The 21230-nt window shown below is 61.9% G+C and carries 15 protein-coding genes; 2 read left to right on the plus strand and 13 right to left on the minus strand.

The window, feature by feature from the left end; genetic code table 11:
- Nucleotides 1–22: 22 nt before the first annotated feature.
- The 4 genes from CENDO_RS10485 to CENDO_RS10500 are packed head-to-tail and all read right to left on the minus strand — an operon-like array spanning nucleotide 23 to nucleotide 5421.
- Nucleotides 23–1855, minus strand: a complete 1833-nt coding sequence (locus CENDO_RS10485) for an arabinofuranosyltransferase AftB family protein (RefSeq protein ID WP_136141965.1) — start codon at nucleotides 1853–1855, stop codon at nucleotides 23–25.
- A 53-nt stretch (nucleotides 1856–1908) separates the two neighbouring features.
- The gene (locus CENDO_RS10490; RefSeq protein ID WP_136141966.1) at nucleotides 1909–2934 is read right to left on the minus strand and encodes a decaprenyl-phosphate phosphoribosyltransferase; all 1026 of its coding nucleotides are present in this window, start codon (nucleotides 2932–2934) and stop codon (nucleotides 1909–1911) included.
- Entirely contained in the window at nucleotides 2931–3482 is a 552-nt protein-coding gene (locus CENDO_RS10495; protein ID WP_136141967.1) for a phosphatase PAP2 family protein, read from the minus strand. The genes CENDO_RS10490 and CENDO_RS10495 overlap by 4 nt, the downstream gene beginning before the upstream one ends.
- Nucleotides 3475–5421: a glycosyltransferase gene (locus CENDO_RS10500; RefSeq protein WP_136141968.1), complete on the minus strand. Its 1947-nt coding sequence runs from the start codon at nucleotides 5419–5421 to the stop codon at nucleotides 3475–3477. The genes CENDO_RS10495 and CENDO_RS10500 overlap by 8 nt, the downstream gene beginning before the upstream one ends.
- A 175-nt stretch (nucleotides 5422–5596) precedes the next feature.
- Here CENDO_RS10500 and CENDO_RS10505 point away from each other — a divergent pair, with 175 nt between their 5' ends.
- On the plus strand, nucleotides 5597–7117 hold the full coding sequence (locus CENDO_RS10505; RefSeq protein ID WP_168707205.1) for a DUF5129 domain-containing protein: 1521 nt from the start codon (nucleotides 5597–5599) through the stop codon (nucleotides 7115–7117).
- Here the strand turns inward: CENDO_RS10505 and CENDO_RS10510 are convergent.
- The 3 genes from CENDO_RS10510 to glf form a co-directional block, all read right to left on the minus strand.
- The gene (locus CENDO_RS10510; protein ID WP_136141970.1) at nucleotides 7062–7622 is read right to left on the minus strand and encodes a three-helix bundle dimerization domain-containing protein; all 561 of its coding nucleotides are present in this window, start codon (nucleotides 7620–7622) and stop codon (nucleotides 7062–7064) included. The genes CENDO_RS10505 and CENDO_RS10510 overlap by 56 nt on opposite strands.
- Before the next feature lie 148 nt (nucleotides 7623–7770).
- On the minus strand, nucleotides 7771–8991 hold the full coding sequence (gene gltS / locus CENDO_RS10515) for a sodium/glutamate symporter (protein ID WP_136141971.1): 1221 nt from the start codon (nucleotides 8989–8991) through the stop codon (nucleotides 7771–7773).
- A gap of 251 nt (nucleotides 8992–9242) precedes the next feature.
- Nucleotides 9243–10439: a UDP-galactopyranose mutase gene (gene glf / locus CENDO_RS10520; protein WP_136141972.1), complete on the minus strand. Its 1197-nt coding sequence runs from the start codon at nucleotides 10437–10439 to the stop codon at nucleotides 9243–9245.
- Nucleotides 10440–10680: 241 nt separating this feature from the next.
- On the opposite strand from glf, the gene CENDO_RS10525 reads away from it, so the two are divergent.
- Nucleotides 10681–12702, plus strand: coding sequence for an N-acetylmuramoyl-L-alanine amidase (locus CENDO_RS10525; RefSeq protein WP_246014291.1), 2022 nt, complete (start codon nucleotides 10681–10683; stop codon nucleotides 12700–12702).
- A 149-nt stretch (nucleotides 12703–12851) separates the two neighbouring features.
- Here the strand turns inward: CENDO_RS10525 and CENDO_RS10530 are convergent, their stop codons facing one another.
- The 6 genes from CENDO_RS10530 to serS form a co-directional block, all read right to left on the minus strand.
- Nucleotides 12852–13688, minus strand: coding sequence for an HAD family hydrolase (locus tag CENDO_RS10530; protein ID WP_136141973.1), 837 nt, complete (start codon nucleotides 13686–13688; stop codon nucleotides 12852–12854).
- Nucleotides 13689–13709: 21 nt separating this feature from the next.
- Nucleotides 13710–15257 (minus strand): glycerol kinase GlpK, encoded by a 1548-nt coding sequence (gene glpK, locus CENDO_RS10535; protein ID WP_035106313.1) that lies wholly within the window; start codon nucleotides 15255–15257, stop codon nucleotides 13710–13712.
- Nucleotides 15258–15313: 56 nt separating this feature from the next.
- Nucleotides 15314–16051 (minus strand): MIP/aquaporin family protein, encoded by a 738-nt coding sequence (locus tag CENDO_RS10540; protein ID WP_136141974.1) that lies wholly within the window; start codon nucleotides 16049–16051, stop codon nucleotides 15314–15316.
- A 24-nt stretch (nucleotides 16052–16075) separates the two neighbouring features.
- Nucleotides 16076–17788, minus strand: coding sequence for a glycerol-3-phosphate dehydrogenase/oxidase (locus CENDO_RS10545; protein ID WP_136141975.1), 1713 nt, complete (start codon nucleotides 17786–17788; stop codon nucleotides 16076–16078).
- 319 nt (nucleotides 17789–18107) lie between these two features.
- Nucleotides 18108–19937, minus strand: coding sequence for a lysophospholipid acyltransferase family protein (locus CENDO_RS10550; protein WP_246014292.1), 1830 nt, complete (start codon nucleotides 19935–19937; stop codon nucleotides 18108–18110).
- A 28-nt stretch (nucleotides 19938–19965) separates the two neighbouring features.
- Entirely contained in the window at nucleotides 19966–21225 is a 1260-nt protein-coding gene (gene serS / locus CENDO_RS10555) for a serine--tRNA ligase (protein ID WP_136141976.1), read from the minus strand.
- Nucleotides 21226–21230 lie beyond the last annotated feature (5 nt).

Genomic DNA, 21230 nt, shown 5'->3' on the forward strand with positions numbered 1-21230 from the left:
TAACGCTTGAGAGGCCGGAGCCTTATTTGAGGTAAAATTCCGGGTCGCCGGAAAGTTGCAACGTGCGGCCATCCGTCAGCGCCCACTTCATGTTTCCAAAGAAACGCTCCACGGTGAGCGGATCGCGGTAGGTGGCAAACAGCTCTTGGAACTCGGGGGCCTCGAGCGCCTGACGGGCCCGGGCTACGGCTTGCCTGTCGAGCCATTCCGGCAAGGCCTCGATCGCCACGGCGGAATCGGCGGCCCGCCACACGAGGTCCAAGGACTTATCATGGCCGATTCGCCCGTCCTCGATGCGGGGCTGGCGCGCGGCCAGAGGGGTCGCCAGACCAATAGTGTCCAACACGCGCACGTCTAGGGGCGCGTTCATCGAGGACATGCCCAAGTTAATCAGGTACAGGGTCGGCGGATCGGTGCGCTCAGGGTCGCGGGCGGTGGACAGCCAGTTGACGCTCCACTTGTCATTCGGGTCCTCCCGGTACGTAAACGCCATCGCATCCCCGGCCGCAAGGCCCTCGAGGCCGTTGTCAAAACCGCGTAGCAGGCGCATTTTCTGGAAGTCCACTTCATTCTTCGGTGGGTTATCTGGTTCGCGGCCCGTGACGTACGTCCAGTACTCGCGCTCATCCACCACGGTAAAATCCGGCTCCTCAAATTCGGCCCAGTCCACCTGGTGCCCGCGCCACGCCACAATGAGCGCCCACAGCGCGATGATGCCAGTGCCAACGGCAACGGCCATGGACTTAAGCGGCAAGACGAAAACCGGAAGCAGCACCGCGAATAAGGGCAGCAGCAGCATGCGCCCGTGCATGAAATCCCCACCCACGCGCAAGACATACACAAAGTGCAGCAGCGCGCAGCCCACCATAATGGCGGCGGCGGTGAATTGGGAACGCACGGCACGCTCGGCCGGGTTCACCACCCGCGCGAGGGTCAGCCCCAAGGCCAGCCCCGCGAGGATGAGCAGCGGCAGCCACAGCCAATACGGGCCAACAAAATCACCCAGGTAGGCAAAGCCACTTCCCCAGGCGGAGCCGGAGGCGGACTTGGCCACCGCGGTATGCGGCGTTAACAGGCCGTAGTAGCCCATACGGAAGATCTGGTAGCCCGCGGGCAGCGGCAGCGCCACCGCTAGAATCGCCAGCCACGAGCGCCAGTTACGGTGGGCGATGAACAGGACGATTCCCGTAATCCCCCCGTAGAGCGCAAGCTCCGGGCGCACCAGCCAGGACAGGCCCGCCCAGAAGGCGAGGAGCAGGGCCCCCGCATCGAGCGCGGCGCGCCGCTCATCGCCCCGGGCGAAGACCTCAGCCCTTTGCGCCCAGCGGGTAAGCAACCACCACAGCACGGCCAGGTAGAAGATGGAAAGCCCCCACTCCAGGCCGGAGGTGAAAAAGTCGCGCGCCGGCGGAAGGGCCAGGTATACCAGGGCACCGGCCGGCAACAGCCATGGGCGCACGGGGGCAACGGCGGGCATGGAGTGGCGGCCGCCGCGGAATTGTTCCGGGCGCCCGAAGGTGGTGGCGGTGGCCCATGCGCCAATCGCCATGGCGGCGGTGGACAGGATGATGGCCAGCCACGTAGCGACCGCGGCGAGGGAGCCCCCGCCGCTTAGCCAGTGGCCCACGACGATCAGGTATTGCCACAGGGTTGAGGTATTAGCCTCCACGCGCTCGCCCGCGTTGAATACCGGGCCGTTGCCCTCGAGCAGGTTGCGGACGGTGCGCAGGACGATGAGCCCGTCATCGCTCATCCAGCGGCGGTCGATGGCCGCCCACAACGCCAAAACGCCAATACCCCCGGCAACCGCCAGGCTAGGAAGACGGTTACGAGTGGAGGTATTGGCGTTATGCATGAATGGGAATTTTAGCAGCAAAGAAGGGCGCCGCTTAAATGACCAGGCGTGATTTAAGTGACGGTTGGGATGATGTAGACCGCCACCACGATGCAGGCGATCCAGGCAAGCGCCAGGATCTGCAGGACCCGGTCCTCAAGGGCAATCTCATCCGGGGCGCCGCCGTGGCCGCGGTCCACGTCGGCCGCGTAGCGCAAGATAGCGATGGTAAACGGAACGATGGATACCTGGTAACCAATCCCGGCGATACCCTCGACGGAGTTGGACAGCTCAAACGCCCACAGCGAGTAGGACATGACCACCGCGGTTGCGGCCAGGGTCCACACGAACCGCAGGTAGGTAGGCGTGTAGCCCTCCAGGGCTTTGCGGATTTTGGCGCCGGTGCGCTCGGCCAGCAGGATTTCCGAGTATCGCTTACCGGACGCCATGAACAGGGATCCGAACGCCGCCACGAGCAGGAACCATTGGGACAGGGTAATACCCGCCGCCACGCCACCGGCCATGGTGCGCAGCATGAAGCCGGAAGAGACCAGCGCAATATCAATCACCGGCATGTGCTTCCAGCCGAAGCAGTATCCCAGCTGCAGCACGATGTACACGGCCATGACCACGGCCAGCGCCACGCCGGACGTAGCCAGCAAGGACAGGCCGATGGACAGCGCGATGAGCACGAACGCCATCGCGTACGCCATCCCCACCGGCAGCACGCCGGCCGCGATGGGGCGGAAGCGCTTAGTTGGGTGCTCGCGGTCCGCTTCCACGTCGCGCGCGTCATTGATCAGGTAGATGGAAGACGCGGCGAAGCAGAAGACCACGAAGGCCAGCGCCACGTCGAGGAGGACGCGGGTGTGGAAGAGCGCCTCGGCGCCGGCGGCCGCCGGGGCGGCCAGCACCAACACGTTTTTGACCCATTGCTTGGGGCGCAGGGCCTTGACCATGCCGTCCGCCAGGTTCTTCGGCGGCTTGCGCTTGCGCCCGGTGTCCACGCCGGAGGTGTGGGGCTCGGAGTGGAAGATACTTTGTTCGCCGTCTCCGTGGCCCACCTGGGCGGGCGCCTCGTTGGAGATGGAATCACTCATGCAGTCTTCCTTTCATAGCGGGTGACCACTTCAGCCGTGGCCGCACCCAAGGCGGCGCCGAGGGCGGTATCGGACGGGTAGTGCACTCCCAGTACCATTCGTGAGGCCATCATGACGGGCACGCCCAGCAGCGGGGCCGGGGAACCGGTCATGCGCGCCAGGGCCACCAGGAAGGCGGTCGTGGAGGTGGAGTGCGAGGATGGGAAGGATAGTTTAGACGGAGTGCCCACTCCAACGCGAACGTAATCATAGGCGGGGCGCTTGCGGCGCACCACGCGCTTTATCACTACCGACGCCGCGTGGCTCACCAGGGCGCTAGCCCCCACCGCTACCCACTGGCGGCGGCGCGGGGCATCGTTGTTCCCGTGGGCAACGGCGGCCCCGACTGCGGCGGCGCCCATCCAACCAAGCGCATGCTCACCCACGTGGGACAGGCCGCGCGCGGCCGGCAGCACCCCGGGCTTGTCATAGGCGGCCAGCTGGATCTTTTCCAAGATGCGAGATTCATACGGGGCGATCGCGTCGAGCGGCGCGGATAGCTTACTCAAAGATCTTCCTCCAGGACTCGCGGCTGGTCAGCTCGGGCAGCGCGGCCCGGTATTCGTCTTGCAGCTGCGGGAAGCGGGCCTCGATTTCGCCCAGCAGCTCGCGGGTTTGCTTAACCAGGTCCTTGGCCAGCTCGCGGTCGCGCTTGCGGAAGGCCACGCCCGTGCCGCCCGCGGTGGAAACGGTCGCGGAATCCAGGCGGGACAGGGTAAACCACCGGGCCTCCTCGGGCGTCAGGTTCAGCTGAGGCGCCTCATGGTGGGCCTTATCCTCCTGCGTCATCAGGTGACGCACGGACTTGAGCAGCCACGGAATTTTCTTGACCTTGCCCAGGCGGCCGCCGATGTTCTTGGTGGGCACGCCCGGCGCGCCGGTCGGCGCCGGCAGCTGGTCGGCGGATTCGATGATGACGGCATCGTCGAAGCCGGAACGGATCTTCGCGATGCGGGGCAGGGAGGATTCCAGGATGTCGAAGAGCTGGTCGGGGCCGGCCAGGAAATCCTTCATCGCCTCGATTTGGATGGCCATGGTGGAGTATTCCATGCACATCGTGTGCTTGAGGGTGGATTTGAAGATGGACCTGGTAATGCCCTTGGCGTCACCGCCGTGGTAGAGGGCGGCCACGATGAGGCGGTTGCGCAGGTGGAAATACGCCTGCCAGTCAATAGCATCATCCTTATCCGCCCAGGCCATGTGCCAGATGGCGGCGCCGGGCCAGGTGACGGTTGGGAAACCGTTCGCGGCGCCGCGCAGGGAATATTCCGTGTCATCCCACTTGATAAACAGCGGCAGCGGCTGGCCGATGGTCTCAGCCACCACGCGCGGGAACAGGCACATCCACCAGCCGTTGTACTCTACGTCGACGCGGCGGTGCAGCGCGCGGGAGTCATAACTGTTCGGGTTCTTGTGGCTCTGCGCGTCGCCGATGGCGCGCAGCGGGTACTTGGCAAAGTCATGGTCGTAGACGGCGTGGGGCGCCTCGCCCCACATGAAGTCTGCGCGGTTGACGCGCTCGCCGGTGGTGCGCAGCTGACTGCGTTCCTGCAGGTTGAGCATCTGCCCGCCGACGATGATTGGCTTGGCGGCGTAACGCGCCACCTGGACCGCGCGCAGGATGGAATCCGGCTCGATCGCGATGTCATCATCCATGTACAGGATGTATGGCGATTCGGTGGACTCCAGCGCCTCGAACATGATGCGGGAGTAGCCGCCGGAGCCTCCCAGGTTGCCCTGACGGAACTCGCGGAAGCGCTCACCGAAGTGCTCCACGGCCTCATCATAGCCCGGCTCATCCGCGGGGTGCTGGGTGCCTTGATCGGGCATCAGGACGTAGTCAATGATGCCGTCTACCACGGGATCTTCCTTCAGCGCATGCAGCGCCGCCACGGCGTCCTGCGGGCGGTTGAAGGTGGGAATACCCACGGCGACCTTTTTGTCCTGGACGGGGTACTGGGTGCCGTCGGGCAGAGTTTGAGGCTGGGGCGCTGCGGGAGAGCACCACGCCGCGTTGGCCAGCTGGCAGTCCGTCTCAGCGGTGATGTCAAACCACAGCCAGCCGCCGTCCTCGAAGTTTTTCAGCGGCAGCTCAAATTCATGCTGACCGGTCTCAATCTGTTCGTGGGAGATGGAGATGCGCTGGCCATTTTCCTTAGAACGGTAGAAGGAAATGGTGGCCGTTCCCTCGAACTCCAGGCTCAAAATCACGGAATCCAGCTGGGACCAGCGGCGCCAGTAGCTGGCCGGGAACGCATTGAAGTACGTCTCGAAGGAGACCTCTGCCAGGGCAGGAATGAACACGGAGGTGCGGTCCGTCCACTTCAGGCGGTGATTATTGTGCTCGGACTCGATCAGGTACAGCATGCGCACGTCATGCGGCTCCCCGCGCTTAGGCAGGATGATGCGGGCCAGAGCCTCAAAGGCTTTAGTGTCTGTAGTTGCCACGGTAGGTCAATTCTCCCGAGTTAAGTTCTACGTTCTTCGACCCTCCAGATTACTGCGGATCCATGCCCTACCCCTCCTGCACGCGCCGCGCACAGCCAGTTTCGCCCTGGCAGCGCGCAAAATTCTTGGGCGCCGGGGCATGCCAGCGGCGAATTTGCGCGGTACGCTGGGGCACATGAAATGGCTCACAGTAACCGTAGTGTCAGCGGCAGCGGCCCTCGGCGCCGCGTTTCCGGTTGCCGCCGCGCAGGAACAGCCGCCGCGTGTGGATTTCGTGGATGGCGCTGACATCCTCTCCCCGTCCGATGAGCAGCTTCTTACCACCGAGGCCACCCAGGCCCGGCTGCCTGACACCGTCAGCCACGTGACCTTCCTGACATTTGCGGACAATGAGGACAATCTCAACGACACGGTGCTGGAGTTTGGGGAGAATGAGCGCCCGGAACTGCTCAATGAATCCCAAAATAAATACGCCCCCGGCCTGCTGCTGTTGGTCGTGGGGCTAGACCCCAACCGCATGGGCGTCTACTGCGGCGATGACGTCTGCGCCAGCATGGACATGTACGGCGATGGCCGCCTGGACGGAATCTTAGACGAGATGCAGCCCGCGTTTGCCGACGGCAACTACGCCGTAGGTTTCACCGAGGGCCTGCGCGCGTCGGCGGATAACTCCATCCGCCGCGATGCTTCCGATTCCGAACCCACCAACTGGCCGCTGGTGGGCGGCGCCCTGGGCGGGGTGGGCGTTTTATTCGCCGGGGGCATTGGGCTAACGGTGGTGGGCGCGCGCCGCAAGAAGGTGGCGCGGCTGCGCGAGCGGCTGGGCTACATCCGCGAACACCACGCCGACGTGGCGCTGCGCCTCGACGAGATTGACATCCGCGCCAACTCCCTGACCTCCGCGCTGGCCAATGATTCCCTGCGCCTCGAATGGGGCCGGGTGCGCGGCGCCTTTGACCGCACCACCGACGTGGTGGGCCGCTTCGATAAAGCCGGCGATAAGCAGCTATTGGCGAACGAATCGGAGATCGATTCCGCCTACGAGTCCGTCCGGGCTGCCCAGCGCGCCGAGGAACAAATTGAGACCCTATTCAGCATCGAAAAGGGGGATGCCACCGTCCGCAGGCGCCAGCTCAGCGAGCTGCTTGAGGACGTGCGCGCCGCCGAGCTCGAGGCCGGCGATCTGGACGCAAAGGGGAACCTGCACACCGAACTGGTCTTGCTGGGCGAGCGCATTACCGCGCTGCGCGATAAATCCCCCACCGCCCCCGCCGGCGAATTCATGGATGAATACTCCGCCATCCTGCGCGATTACGGGGTGCTGATGGAGCACCTGAAGACCTCCCTGTACGCCACCACGGACGCCCCGGAGCGGGCGCACACCGCTCCCCGCCTGGGAGATGCCGGCTGGGCCCCGGGCATGGGCCATTATTACGTGCCGTACGCGCTCATCAACGAGTGGCACACCACGGACGTAACCGTCCACAGCGCAGTGGATCTCTCCACCGGTAGCGCCACGACCGGCTATTCCTCCCCCGGGTTTCCGGCGGCGGCGGTTCCCGCGGGTTCTAGCGCCTTAGACCGCCCGGGCCCTGATGGGGCGCCGGCTGAGCGCCAGATGCCTGGAGGGCAAGCGCTACCTAAGAGGCGCGCTCCTCGTTTGCCGGGCGCTGGGTTGGGACCGGCGCCCCGGTGACCGGCTCGATGCCCAGGCGGCCCAGCATGTAGAGCACGCGGTATTCAAGATCGTCCTCGGCCGCGATTGCCGAACCGCTGGTGTCCACGTGCCAGATGTGCACGTCATGCGCCGCCTGCGCCTGGGCCCCGTCCGCGGCCACGTCCGCCCCCAGGTAGACGAGGAAGTTGGGCATCTCGGCCAGCGACTTACGCCCCTCGAGGATGTGAACGGCATCCGCCTCAATGCTGGACCCGCCATGCTTGACGGTGAGCTCAACCGCGCGCTCCGCTAGGGCGTGGTTGTCACCGGCGGCGAAGCGAACGTGCGGGCGGGCGGCGCCAAAGAATTCCTCCGCCTCGCGCTGCACGAAGATTGGGATGAAGTCCTCCACCTTCGCGTTAGCGGTGTGGCTGGCGATGAGTTCATCCAGCTTTTCATCGATGACATTCTCCGCCACTCGGTGGCCGTACTTCACGTGCAGATCCTCACGCAGCTGCGCAAAGCGTTCCTGATTGCCAATCATGCCGATCCCCTTCTGGACCCCATTTAGTTAACCTGTCGTTAACTTTAAAACATTTTTGGGGGCAATCCAATTAGGGACGCCTAATTATATTGCGTCCCGAAAGGTGCGCCGCGCAACCGCGCCAAGCGCAGGGGCCTCGATGGCGCGGCTACGCGATTGCCATGAATCCCAGGATGTTGAACAGGTTGACGAAGTCAATGAACATGCCGCCCACAATCGGCAGGATGAAGAAGGCGAGGCGGGACTGCCTAAACTTAGAGACCACGGAATCCATATTGGCCATGCCGTTTGGCGTAGCGCCCATACCGAAACCGCAGTGGCCGGCGGCGAGTACGGCGGCATCGTAATCCTTGCCCATGAAGCGGAACGTGACGAAGTTGGCCCACAGCCACATCAGTATCGCCTGACCCAGCAGCAGGATAAGCAGCGGGACGGCCACGGAGGCCAGCTCCCAGAGCTTGATATTCATCAGCGCCATGGCCAGGAAGATGTTCAGGCCAACCGTGCCCACCACCTCGATCTCATCGACCGGAACCAGCTCCTTGTATTCCTTCTGCTCCCGGGAATCGTTGATGTAGCGCAGCACGATGGCCACCAGCATCGGGCCAACATAAGCCGGGAACGCGGCCTTATCGGTGAGGTTTTGCACGGCCGCATTCATGGCGTCGGAGATGTAGCTGCCCGCGAACATGGCCAGCAAAATCATGACGAAGGCGTGCATGATGCGATCCCCGCGCAGGCGCCTGTTGCTCTTTTGCAGGATGGACTCATCGATGTCCACCTCGGCGGACTTCTGCTCCATCAGCTTGTACTTGGTGATGAGGCGGTTCGCCAGCGGTCCGCCCATCAGCGATCCGGCCACGAGGCCGAAGGTTGCCGAGGTATAGGCCACCGTCTCCGCGCCCGCGGTCCCGGCCGCCTCGACCAGCGGGGCGATGCCGCCGGACACGCCGTGGCCGCCGGTCATGGACACCGAACCGCTCATCAGCGCCAAATCTGCGGGCAAGCCCACAACCGGCGCCAGCCCAAAGGCCACGGCGTTTTGGAAGATGGTCAAACCCGTGGCCAGTACCAAGAAGAGCCCCACCTTGGGACCGGCCGCCTTGAGCACCTTGATGGAAGCCCCGTAGCCCACGGTGGTGAAGAAGACGATCATGAAGAAGGACTGCAGCGTGACGTCAAACGTCAGCGTCAGGATGCCCGTCTGGTAGAACACCAGGTTCACCAGGGAGAAGAGGAATCCGCCGATTACCGGCGCAGGAATGGCGAAACGCTCGAAAATATAAATGCGATTCTTCAGCCACATGCCCAGGATGAGCAGGATCATCGCGAATCCCGCGGATTGGACCAGGGACATCTCAATGTTCATTTTTCGCCTCCAATGACAACCAACCGCCTCTCGCAAGCATCTTTCTCAAGCGCTATGTGTGCAAGTGCGGCCTTTTCTTTAGGAGGAATCTTAAACCGTTAGTAAAGACATAAAGAAAAGACGCGGGCTTTCTAAACAACCAATCACCCCCAGTGCGGCATTTCCCGGCCGCGGGATTGGTGCCCCGGCGCAAAAAATATGCCCCGGAATCCATGGGGACTCCGGGGCATGGGATGGGCCAAACCTAGGCCTTAGTGGCCGCGCTTTTGCTCGATCGCCTTTCCATCCTTCCAGAATGGGGCCAGCTTGTTGTCAAACATGCTCAGCGCGGATCCAATGGCCATGTGCATGTCCAAGTACTGGTAGGTGCCCAGGCGCCCACCAAAGAGAACTCGATTTTCCTCCGCCTCGACGGCGGCGCGCTTGCGGTACGCCTCCAGCATCGCGCGGTCCTCTGGGGTGTTGATTGGGTAGTACGGCTCATCACCCTCCTTGGCAAAGCGGGAGTATTCCTTCATGATGACCGTCTTATCGGACGGGTACTGGTTCTTGCGCTCCGGGTGGAAGTGACGGAATTCGTGGATGCGGGTGTAGTCAACGTCGGCGTCGTTGTAGTTCATCACCGAGGTGCCCTGGAAATCACCGGTGTCTAGCACCTCGAGATCGAAATCCAAGGTGCGCCAGCCTAGCCTGCCCTCGGAGTAATCGAAGTAGCGGTCCAGCGGACCGGTGTAGACCACCGGGGCCTCGGGGCTGGCGGCGCGCAGTTCCTCACGGACCTCGAACCAATCGGTGTTCAGCCGCACCTCGATGAGCTCGTTGTCCGCCATCTTCTCCAGCCACGCGGTGTAGCCGTCCACCGGCAGGCCCTCATAGGTGTCATTGAAGTAGCGGTTATTGAACGTGTAGCGCACCGGCAGGCGGGTGATGTTGCTGGCCGGCAGGTTCTTTGGATCCGTCTGCCACTGCTTGGCGGTGTAATCACGGATGAACGCCTCATACAGCGGGCGGCCGATGAGGGCGATGGCCTTTTCCTCCAGGTTCTTTGCGTCCTCGGGCGCGATTTCGCCGGCCTGCTCCGCGATGAGCTTGCGCGCCTCGTCCGGCGTGTAGTACCTGCCGAAGAACTGGTTGATCAGGCCCAGGCCCATGGGGAACTGGTAGGCGGTGCCGTTATGCATAGCGAACACGCGGTGGCGGTAGTCCGTGAACTCCGTGAACTGATTGCAGTAGTCCCACACGCGCTTATTGGAGGTGTGGAACAGGTGGGCACCGTACTTGTGCACCTCGATGCCGGTTTCTGGCTCTGCCTCGGAGTAGGCGTTGCCACCTAGGTGATTGCGGCGCTCGACGATGAGCACCTTCTTGCCCAGCTGCGATGCTGCGCGCTCGGCAACGGTCAAGCCAAAGAATCCGGATCCAACGACGATGAGGTCATAAGAAGTCATGCCCTCCAGATTAGCCGTTAATACATTCAGTACTTCGGCAACACGCAACACGCCGCATGTCACAACATGCATAAAAGTTGTCACAGAAGTAACATGGCCCCCAACTATTAACTTCCGCCTATTTTGGGTACTGTTTTAACAGGCAGGCCCGTTTACAGGCTTACATTGCGCAAAACCTAGGGAGAATGCAGTGCAACTACGACGTCGACTAGTTCCGACGCGGTCCAAGTGGCCGACCCCCGTGATCGCCGCGGTTACTTCCGTAGCGTTGGTCGCCGCTGCCGCTTTCGGTGGCAACCAAGTCCTTAAGACCCAAAGCCAAGGCTCCGGCCCTATCGATGCGACCACGGCTAGCTCTGGCTTCGGCGACGGCGAAACCATCGTCGTCGACGACCCCGCTATCGCTACCCAGGGTGGCGGCGAAGCTTCCCGTGCCGTCAAGCAGTTCCACCGCGACGAGCAATTCTCCATGTTCGCTATCACCTGGCCGGGCCAGCGCGACATCATTGCTTTCGTCCGCGCCAAGCAGGAGGACGGCTCCTGGTCCCAGTGGTACGAGATGGACACCCTCAAAAACGAAGCTGAGGGCACCAGCGGTACCGAACTGATCTGGGTTGGCCCCACCAACGACGTCCAGGTCAACGTCGGCAACGTCGATCTCTTCGAAGGCACCAACCTGGATTCCGCCGAAGCAGAATCTGGCGACGCCCCAACCGAGGTCCCCGTTGAAGAAGGCGACGAGAATGCAGCCGCAGACAACTCCCCTGCTGCTGAGCACTCCGCGGACATCGACACGCCGGATGCTTCCCAAGAAGAAGCATCCAACGATGAGGGAACCAACGAGGACTCCGAAGCTAACGACGGCGCTGTTGCTCCGTTGAACACCAACTACGGTGACATCGCTCCGGTTGCAGAGACCGAGAACACCGGTGGTACCGGTGTTGACGATCTCGAGGCAGTCTTTATCGATGGCAACGCCCAGGAAGGCGAGGTCATCGAGCCGACCGCGTTTAGCCCGAATGCACCGCGCGTTGTCTCCCGTGCTGGTTGGGGTGCGAACGAAGGCCTGCGCTGCCAGAACCCGACCTACGACCGTGGCGTGAAGGCACTGACCCTGCACCACACTGCGGGTAACAACAACTACACCCCAGCGCAGGCTCGTGCACAGCTGCGCGGTGACTACACCTACCACGCACGCACCCTGGGCTGGTGCGATATCGGATACAACGCCATCGTGGACCAGTACGGCACCATTTACGAAGGCCGTTACGGTGGCCTGGACAAGGCTGTCCAGGGCGCTCACGTCGGTGGCTTTAACTCCAACACCTGGGGTATTTCGATGCTGGGCAACTTCGAGGTCGCCCAGCCTCCGCAGGAAATGCTGAACTCCGTGGCTGAGATTGCCGGCTGGAAGGCTGCTATCTCCGGTTTCGATCCAAGCGGTCGCGCTAGCCTGCGTTCCGGCGGCTTCAGCGGCGCCCGCTATGGTGCTGGCGTTGTCGCCAACGTTCCGGCCTTCCACGGTCACGCTGACCTTCATTACACCGCCTGCCCGGGCCGCAATGTCATTAGCAAGTGGCCACAGATTCGCCAGGCCACTAAGGCTAAGTACGACGCGGTGCGCTCCGGTAGCAACTCCGGTGGCATCAACTGGGGTGACCAGAACTCCCAGCCGAGCCAGCCGTCGCAGCCATCCCGCCCGCAGCAGCCGAACCAGCCGCAGCCAGCTACAGCGAACTCCTCTGTGGGCAACGTGGACATCCCAATGCCGGTTATCCAGGCCCTGACTGTCATCGCTGGTGTCGTCTTTACCGTGCTGGTCCGCAACGACCGCATCGAGACCCCGGATGCTGACGAAGAGGTCATCGGTGGCCTGACCCTCGGTGAGATCCCGAACATCGTGTCCCGGATTGTCACCCTGACCGGTAACCCGAACCTGGAGAAGTCCTGGACTACGGCACTGAATGCCTTCGGCCCAGCACTTGGCCTGTCCGTGGGTGGTCCTGAGGTCGACGACGAATCCGGCATCATTTCCCAGATCTTCGAAAACGGCGTCATGCTCTCCTCCGAGGAGACCGGCACCCACGCCCTAATTGGTGAAATCGCCAAGGCTTGGGCCAGCGGTGAGAATGCTGCCGAGCTGGGTCTGCCAACCTCCGGTGAGGAACTGACCGGCAACGGCCAGGAGGTCAAGGTTCAGTTCCAGGGCGGCGAAATCGCCTACGACCCAGAGTCTGAAACCGTCAACGTCTTCACCGATTAAAGTCGCCGACGCGACTTTAATCGGGAGGGGGTAACCCCTTCCAGCGACTTCCGTGGTTTTGCGGAAACAAGCGCTCTAGATTCCCTAGGTCTAGAGCGCTTTTCCTCTGTTTATGACGCTGTTGGTCAGTTTGTTTTACCGCTGGTTCGTTAGAACCAGCGCTCGAGGACGTTGGCCACACCGGATTCGCTGTTGGGTGTGGTGACGAAGTCGGCGGCTTCTTTGACTGCGGGGGCTGCATTGCCCATGGCGACGCCGGTACCGGCCCACTGCAGCATTTCGATGTCGTTGGGCATATCGCCGAAGGTGATGGTTTGCTCGGCGGTGACGTTGAAGTGCTGTGCGACAGCATCCAGGCCCTTGGCTTTGGTCACACCAGGGGCGGCGACTTCGAGGATGCCTTCGTTCATGGAGTAGGTCACGTGTGCTTTGTTCTGGTCCACGTGTGGGGCCAGCACGTCGTACATTTCTGGTGCGGATAGATGCAGGTTGCGCACCAAGAGTTTCACCGCAGGTACGGAGACGAGATCGTCGAGGGCGGCGATGCCGAAGCCATCAAAGACGGGTTCTTCGGAGTAGGAATGGTCCACCACGAAGAGTTCATCGAGGGGATCGCGCACGCTTTTGCCAGCGCGTTCGACGGCGAAGGAGACCCCGCCGTGGGGTGCAAAAGCTTGTTTGGCGATGTCGACTACGTGGGACAAAACGCCGGGTGCGACTTCGTGGGCCTCCAGTACGTTGTCGGAGTCGGCATCGTAAAGCACTGCCCCATTGGCGGTCACACACAACGGGCGCAGCGGAAGCTGATCGAGTACCGGGGCAATCCAGCGGTAGGGCCGACCCGTGGCCAGGACAAAGTGCGTCCCGGCCTGGTGCGCGCGCAACACCGCATCACGGTTTCTCTTGCTCACCCGGTGGTTCGGGTCGAGAAACGTGCCATCAATATCACTAGCGATTAGCCGCGGTGCCGGCGCAGAGTCGAACATAGCCTTCCATTTTAAGGATGTTTAGAAGACGTCGTCGCCTTCTGGTGCTTCCTCCCAGTCCAGGGAGCGGCGCACGGCGCGCTTCCAGTCCTTGTAGAGGGCATCTACTTCTTCTTGTTCCATTTTTGGCTTCCAGATGGTCAGGTCGCCGCGCTGGTTGGCGATGGCCTGCAGGTCATCCCAGAAGTTGGCACCAATGCCGGCTGCAAAAGCCGCACCGGTCGCGGTGGTCTCCACATTCTTTGGACGGTGGACTTCCACGCCAAGGATGTCGGCCTGGAACTGCATGAGCAGCTCGTTGTGGGTCATACCGCCGTCCACGCGCAGTTCCTTGATGTCCACGCCGGAGTCCGCCACCATCGCATCGGCAACATCGCGGGTCTGGTAGGCGGTAGCTTCAAGCACCGCGCGGGCGAGGTGGTTGCGGTTGGCATAGCGGGTCAGGCCCACGATGACACCGCGGGCATCCGGGCGCCAGTAGGGAGCAAACAGACCCGAGAATGCCGGGACGATGTAGACGCCACCGTTGTCTTTGACCTCGCGGGCCATGTTCTCCACAGAGGCGGCGTTCGGGATGAGCTGCAGGTTATCGCGCAGCCACTGCACCAGGGAACCGCCCATGGAGACCGAACCCTCGAGTGCGTAAACCGGGCGCTCGCCTTCACGCTGGAAGCAGACAGTGGTCAGCAGGCCGTTGTCAGAGAACTTCGGGGTGGTGCCGGTGTTCAGCAGCAAGAACAGGCCGGTGCCGTAGGTGTTCTTCGCCGAACCGGAGCGGAAGCAACCCTGGCCGAACATGGCGGCTTGCTGGTCGCCCAAGATGGCGCGAATCGGGACACCCGGCAGCGCACCACGCACGCGGGCAGTGCGGAAGTCGGCCATGGAAGGACGGATTTCCGGGAGCATGGACATCGGAATGCCCATGGCTTCGCACAGTTCCTCGTCCCACTTGAGGGTCTTGATGTCCATCATCAGGGTGCGAGAAGCGTTGGTGACGTCGGTGGCGTGCAGGGCCTCTTCGCCGGCATCGCCATCCGCGCCGCCGGTGAGATTCCACAGCAGCCAGGAGTCGATGGTGCCAAAGAGCAGGTCGCCCTTCTCGGCGCGTTCGCGAGCACCCTCGACATTGTCGAGGATCCACTTCACCTTTGGGCCCGCCGGGTAGGAGTTAATCACCAGGCCGGTGCGCTGGCGCCACTTGTCCGGGCCTTCGTCGCCAGCTAACTCCTTGCAGATGCCGGTGGTGCGGGTGTCTTGCCAGACGATGGCGTTGTAGACCGGCTCACCAGTGTTTTTATCCCACACGACGGTGGTTTCGCGCTGGTTGGTGATACCCACAGCAGCGATGTCTTCAACGTTGATGTCGCCGCTGGCCATGGCCTCACCGACTGCGCGGCGGGTGTTGTTCCAAATTTCCATCGGGTCGTGTTCGACCCAGCCACGCTCGGGGAAGATCTGCTCGTGCTCAAACTGGCCGGAGCAGACCGGATCGCCGTCGTGGTTGTAGAGGATGCAGCGCGTCGAGGTGGTGCCTTGGTCGATCGCTACGACGTATTTCTTAGCGGTCATAGTTTTTCTCCTGTGTCTTTAAAGGATGCAGTAGGTGATGCTGTGGCTTATAGGACTTATAGCGCTATGGACAACAGGCCCACGGCGACAGCGGACAGCAGCGGGGCTACCACCGGCACCCAGGCATAGTTCCATTGTGCGCTTCCTTTGTCCTTAATGGGAAGGACAAACGCATACATCAGGCGCGGGCCCAGGTCACGCACCGGATTAATCGCGTAACCAGTTGGCGTACCCAGCGACAAACCGACTGCGACGACGACGAAAGCAACACCGAAGTAGCTCAGCGGGCCGAGTTCACCACCGGCAGGGCCGAAGGCGATGAACATCAACAGCACGGTTGTGGCGATGAACTCCGTGACGGCATTCCATCCGTTGTGCGGATGTGCCGGGGAGGTAAAGAAGATGCCGCCGGTGTCTTTGTTGGCACCGGTGACGTTGCCGGCGTCGTCGTAGTTGTTGGCATCGAAAAGCTGCTTGAATGCAGCCCAGGCCAGGAATGCACCCAGCATCGCGCCGAGGATTTGGCCCAAGAAGTAGAAGGGCACCAGGCCCCAGTCGAGGTCGCCGTTGACGGCCAGCATCACGGTGACCGCTGGGTTGAGGTGACCACCGGTGGGGTCCGCAACACTGGCGCCGACGAAGACGCCCAAGCCCCAGCCCAAGGCAATAACTATCCAGTCAGAGCCTTTCGCGCCAGAGGTGCGCAGGTTAACCAGGGCGCACACACCGTTACCCAATAACAGCAGCAGTGCGGTGCCGATGAACTCCCAGAGAAAAGCATCAGTTCCAGTCATGAGGCTGTACCTTTCCCGCGGGGATTATGCCTGCTGTGCCCGGGAAGCACGGACGATGATGTCGTTAGCTTCGCGGTCAGTCAGAGCAGCTTCAGCCTGGAGCTCGGCGTCGACGAAGTTCTTGAAGTTGGCAACCTCCTTCTCACGCTGTGCATCGCCCCAGTCCAGCAAAGGTGCCACGAATTCGGCGATGGCGTCTGCGGAATCCACACCGCGGTCGCCGTACTCGATGGCCACGCGGAGGCGACGGTTAATGATGTCGTCGAGGTGCTGTGCACCCTCATGCGTCACGGCGTAGCGGACCTCAGCCCACAGGTAGGACTCGGCGTTCGGGACGGTCTCGAGCAAGGAGGCATCGTCAGCAGCAGGAGCCAGCACCTCACCAATCAGGGAGCCGTAGCGGCCAAGTAGGTGCTCGATGGTTTCTTCGCTCAGGCCATAACGCTGCGCCAGGGTTGGCACCTGGTTGGCCAGGGCGTGGTAGCCATCGGCGCCCAGAATCGGGGTGTTTTCGGTGACGGATTCTGGGACCTCACGCTTGAGTTCCTTGGCTGCCAGGTCCACGGCATCCTTACCGATGACGCGGTAGGTGGTGTACTTACCACCGGCGACCGAAACCATGCCCGGGGCGACCTTGGCCACAGCGTGGTTGCGGGAAAGGTTGCTGGTGGAGTCGGACTTACCGGACAGCAGCGGGCGCAGACCGGAGTAGACGCCAACGATGTCGTCCTGGGTGATCTGGCGCTCGACGCGCTGGTTGACCTCATCCAGGATGTACTTGATATCGGCCTTGGTCGGTGCTGGCTCTGGCAGGTCCAGGCCCTTTTCCCAGTCGGTGTCGGTGGTACCGATGATCCAGTACTCACCCCACGGAATGACGAAGAGCACGGACTTTTCGGTGACGAAGCACAGTGCGGCCTCGCAATCGAGGGCATCCTTCGGCACGACGATGTGCACGCCCTTGGAAGCGTGAACGGTGAATTTGCCCTGGACACCGGCCATGTCCTGGATCTTGTCGTTCCACACGCCGGTGGCGTTGATGAAGGACTTGCCGTGAATGACGGTCTCGCGGCCGGTGGCGGTATCACGGACCTTGGCACCGGTGATGCGGCCGGAGCGGTTCTTTTCAAAGCCGATGACCTCGGTGTGCGGGCGGACGCTGGCGCCGTACTCGGCTGCGGTACGCAGCACGGTCATGGTATGGCGAGCATCGTCGACCAGGGTGTCGAAGTAACGAACGCCACCGACGACGGCATCGTCCTTTAGACCCGGTGCGCGCTTGAGCACGCCCTTGCGGGTGAGATGCTTTTGCATCGGCACGCTCTTAGCACCACCCATGAGGTCATAGAGGGTGAAGCCGCCGAACATCATGACACGCTCCCACACGTGGTGGGTCAACGGGAAGATGAACCGCAGTGGCTTGACCAGGTGCGGTGCCAGGGTGGACATGTTGAGTTCGCGCTCGTGCAGGGACTCAGCGACCAGGCGGAAGTCCAACATCGCCAGGTAACGCAGGCCGCCGTGGAACATCTTGGAGGAACGCGACGAGGTACCAGAAGCGAAATCGCGGGCCTCAATGACTGCGGTCTTCAGGCCGCGGGTGGCTGCGTCGACTGCAGCACCAGCGCCGACGGAACCGCCGCCGATGATAACGACGTCATATTCCTCGTTCTCGTAGTTGTTCCAGGCATTGTCGAAGTACTCATTGTTAAAGCCGTGATTGCTTAGCTTGGCCATTACTGACCTCATCTCCTCTCGCTAGCGGCTGCGACTCCATTCGCGGCGGTACTTCTGGTACCCCAGACGCAGCTGGTAGTTGGTTTGGTGTGCCCCTGTTCTAGTGGCGAGGCAGCGAAGAAATTTTCTCCTTATCCTTATGGTATGTTCCTCAGCCTGGCATAACCTGTGAGGTTACGCACCCGTAAGTTTCCCTATCGTAACCAGGCGATTTTGCAAGTTTCCAAAGCCAAACAAAAAGGAAAACTACCCCAATTAGGGGGAATTAGGGATCGAAAAAGGGCGCCCCGCTACGCGAGACGCCCGAACGGACTGGTTATTACTTCTTCTTGTTCTGCAGCCTAAACATGGCTTCCAGCACCTCTGCAATGCCGTTCTTATCAGCCGAATACGTCACAGATTCTGCATTCTTCACCACATCAATCGGTGCGGTTTCTAGTGCCACGACGGTGGCTTCCGTCATGAAGGTCTCATCGCCTGCTTCGCCGGCAAAGACCAACGCGTCTTCTTCTGCAGCTTCCAGGTTCTCCAGCACAACTGCCGCTGCCTTCAAGCGGGAGGCAGCAGTAATGACGACGCCGTTGACATCGTCGTTAAGCTGCAGGCCCTCAGCAGACTCACCCAAGGCTTCCCGTACGCCGTCGACGGTGCCGACTGCCAGGCCCGCTACGACCTCATCACCTTCGGTCGACCACTCAATCTGCAGGTCAGCAGCCTCAGCCGCGGCTTTGATGGCCTCGACCTGCGCGGCATCAATGCCATGTACAGCAATGACATCGCCACCTTGGCGGACGACAGCGCCGTTGTGCTCAATACGCCACAGGGCCTGCGGAATATCGGCGCCGATGGTGTCATCGTCATGCGCGGCAGCATGGGCAGACATCACGACGAGGACCTCTGCGGTCGGGTAGACATCCTCAAGCGCCTGGCGCAGACGGGAGTTGAGCTGGCCATCCTTAAACAACAACGCGGTCTCATCGACTGCCAGCACGCGCGGGATGTCCGAGTAGTTGGCCTTCATCCGGTGCGGCAGGCGGGAAACAATCAGACGCGACTGAGTTGCTGCTGAGAGTAAGCCCTGCTCCAGCGGGGAGCCGGCGAAGATTTCCTTGCTGCTCGTCGACAGCGAGGCCTGGGCTTCCGCGATGTCCGCTTTGACCGAGTTCATAATTTCGGTGACCTTGCCACGGCTTTCATCAATGCCACGGTTGGCCTCCTCAACTACTGCGTTGAGGTTGTCCTGGATCCACTCCAGGGTCTCCGGCGCGGTGCGCTTGACCTCTTCTACCTGGGCCTTCGCTGGAAGGGCCAGGCGCTCATGCACCAATTCCGAGGTGGTCTGGGAAATGCGGTCGCGCAGACCGATCAGGTCATGGCGCAGGCGACGCTCGCGGTAACGCTCAGCCTCAACCTCGCGGTCAGCAGCTTCAGCTTCCTCCAGGGTCGGCGCACCGCCGCCTAAGCGGGCCGGCACCCAGAACTCACCCTTGGGCATCTCGCCAAACTCGGCTTCGTAGAGGCCCCAAAGCTTTTCAATGCCCTCCTGCATCCGCCGGCGCAGCTCCGCCGTATCGGCCTCTGCATCACCGGTGGGGTGGAAAGGCTCGAGCACCTCAATGAAAATCGGGGTCTTAGACGGCTTAAAGTTCTTCTTCTGCCCCTTGGTCCAGATGCGCTGGGAGCCAAAGATGACCTGCGGAACAATCGGCACGCCGGCTTCATGGGCAATGCGGGCAGCACCGGTGCGCATGGAACGAATCTCAAAACTGCGCGAGATAGTGCCCTCCGCGAAGACACCCACCAGGTGTCCGGCGCGCGCGAGGTCCACCGCGTTGTAGAAAGACTCGGTACCATCCACGCGGTCGACCGGGATATGGCCCATCGCGCGCATGGCAGCACCGACACCTTTGACCTCAAAGATGCCGGCCTTGGTCAGATAGCGCACCAAGCGGTTTTGCAGTCGCGGAATGAACCCGCCGAAGACGAAGTCCATGTAGCCGGTGTGGTTAATGACCACCACGGCACCGCCCTTGGTGGGGATGTTGTCCTCACCACTGGTGCGAATCTTCCAGCCTTCTAATGCGACAAAGACGCGCGCGAGTTCAACGGCGCCACGGTAGAAGAGATTTTGAAAAACGTTGATTTTCACAAGCGCGCCTTCAAAAATCGACTGCGTTTTACTTCTTCGGGGTCAAGACATCCTTGCCCACGAATGGGCGCAGTGCTTCCGGAACCACGACAGAGCCATCGGCCTGCTGATGGTTTTCCAGAATAGCCACCAGCCAGCGGGTGGTAGCCAAGGTGCCGTTCAGCGTGGCGGCAGTCTGAGCCTTGCCATTTTCATCGCGGTAACGGATGGACAGACGACGTGCCTGGAAGGTGGTGCAGTTCGAAGTCGAGGTCAGCTCACGGTAGGTGCGCTGCGTGGGGACCCATGCCTCGTTGTCGTACTTACGTGCTGCGGAATCACCCAGGTCACCACCAGCGATATCGATGGTGCGGTACGGCAGCTCCATGGCAGCGAGCATGTCCTTTTCCATCTGCAGCAGCTGCTGGTGCTGCTCGGCTGCATCTTCTGGCTTGCAGTAGACAAACATCTCTAGCTTGTCGAACTGGTGCACGCGCAGGATGCCGCGGGTGTCCTTACCGTGCGAGCCTGCTTCACGACGGAAGCAGGAGGACCAACCGGTGTAGCGCAGCGGACCATCAGACAGATCGATGATCTCGTCCTTGTGATAACCAGCCAGAGCAACCTCGGAGGTGCCGACCAGGTAGAGGTCATCGGCAGGCAGGTAGTAGACCTCGTCGGAGTGCTGACCCAAGAAGCCGGTGCCCTGCATGATGTCCGGGCGGACCAGGACCGGCGGAATCATCAGCTGGAAACCAGCCTCGCGCGCCTTCTGCGCAGCCAGCATCAGCATGCCCATCTGCAGGAATGCGCCGTCACCGGTGAGGTAATAGAAGCGGGCGCCGCCAACCTTGGCGCCGCGCTTGACGTCAATCAGGCCCAGGGACTCGCCCAGCTCCAGGTGGTCTTTCGGCTCAAAATCGAACTCCGGGATCTCACCCACGTGCTCGAGGACCACAAAGTCATCCTCGCCGCCCGCCGGTGCACCCTCGACTACGTTGGACAGCTTCATCTGCAGATCAACTACGGCCTGCTCGGCCTCGCGCTGGGCCTCCTCGGCCTCCTTGACATTGGCCTTGAGCTCGTTGGAGCCCTCGAGCAAGGCCGGGCGGTCCTCGGGGGCGGCCTGCCCAATCTTCTTACCAAAGGCCTTCTGCTCGGAGCGCAGCTCGTCGGCGCAGGAAATGGCAGCACGGCGGGCCTCGTCAGCGGCGATGAGCTGATCTACTAGGGCCGGGTCCTCGCCACGGGTGACCTGGGAGGCACGGACAACGTCTGGGTTTTCGCGGAGGAATTTGAGATCAATCACGCCGA

The sequence above is a fragment of the Corynebacterium endometrii genome (assembly GCF_004795735.1).
GTDB lineage: Bacteria > Actinomycetota > Actinomycetes > Mycobacteriales > Mycobacteriaceae > Corynebacterium > Corynebacterium endometrii.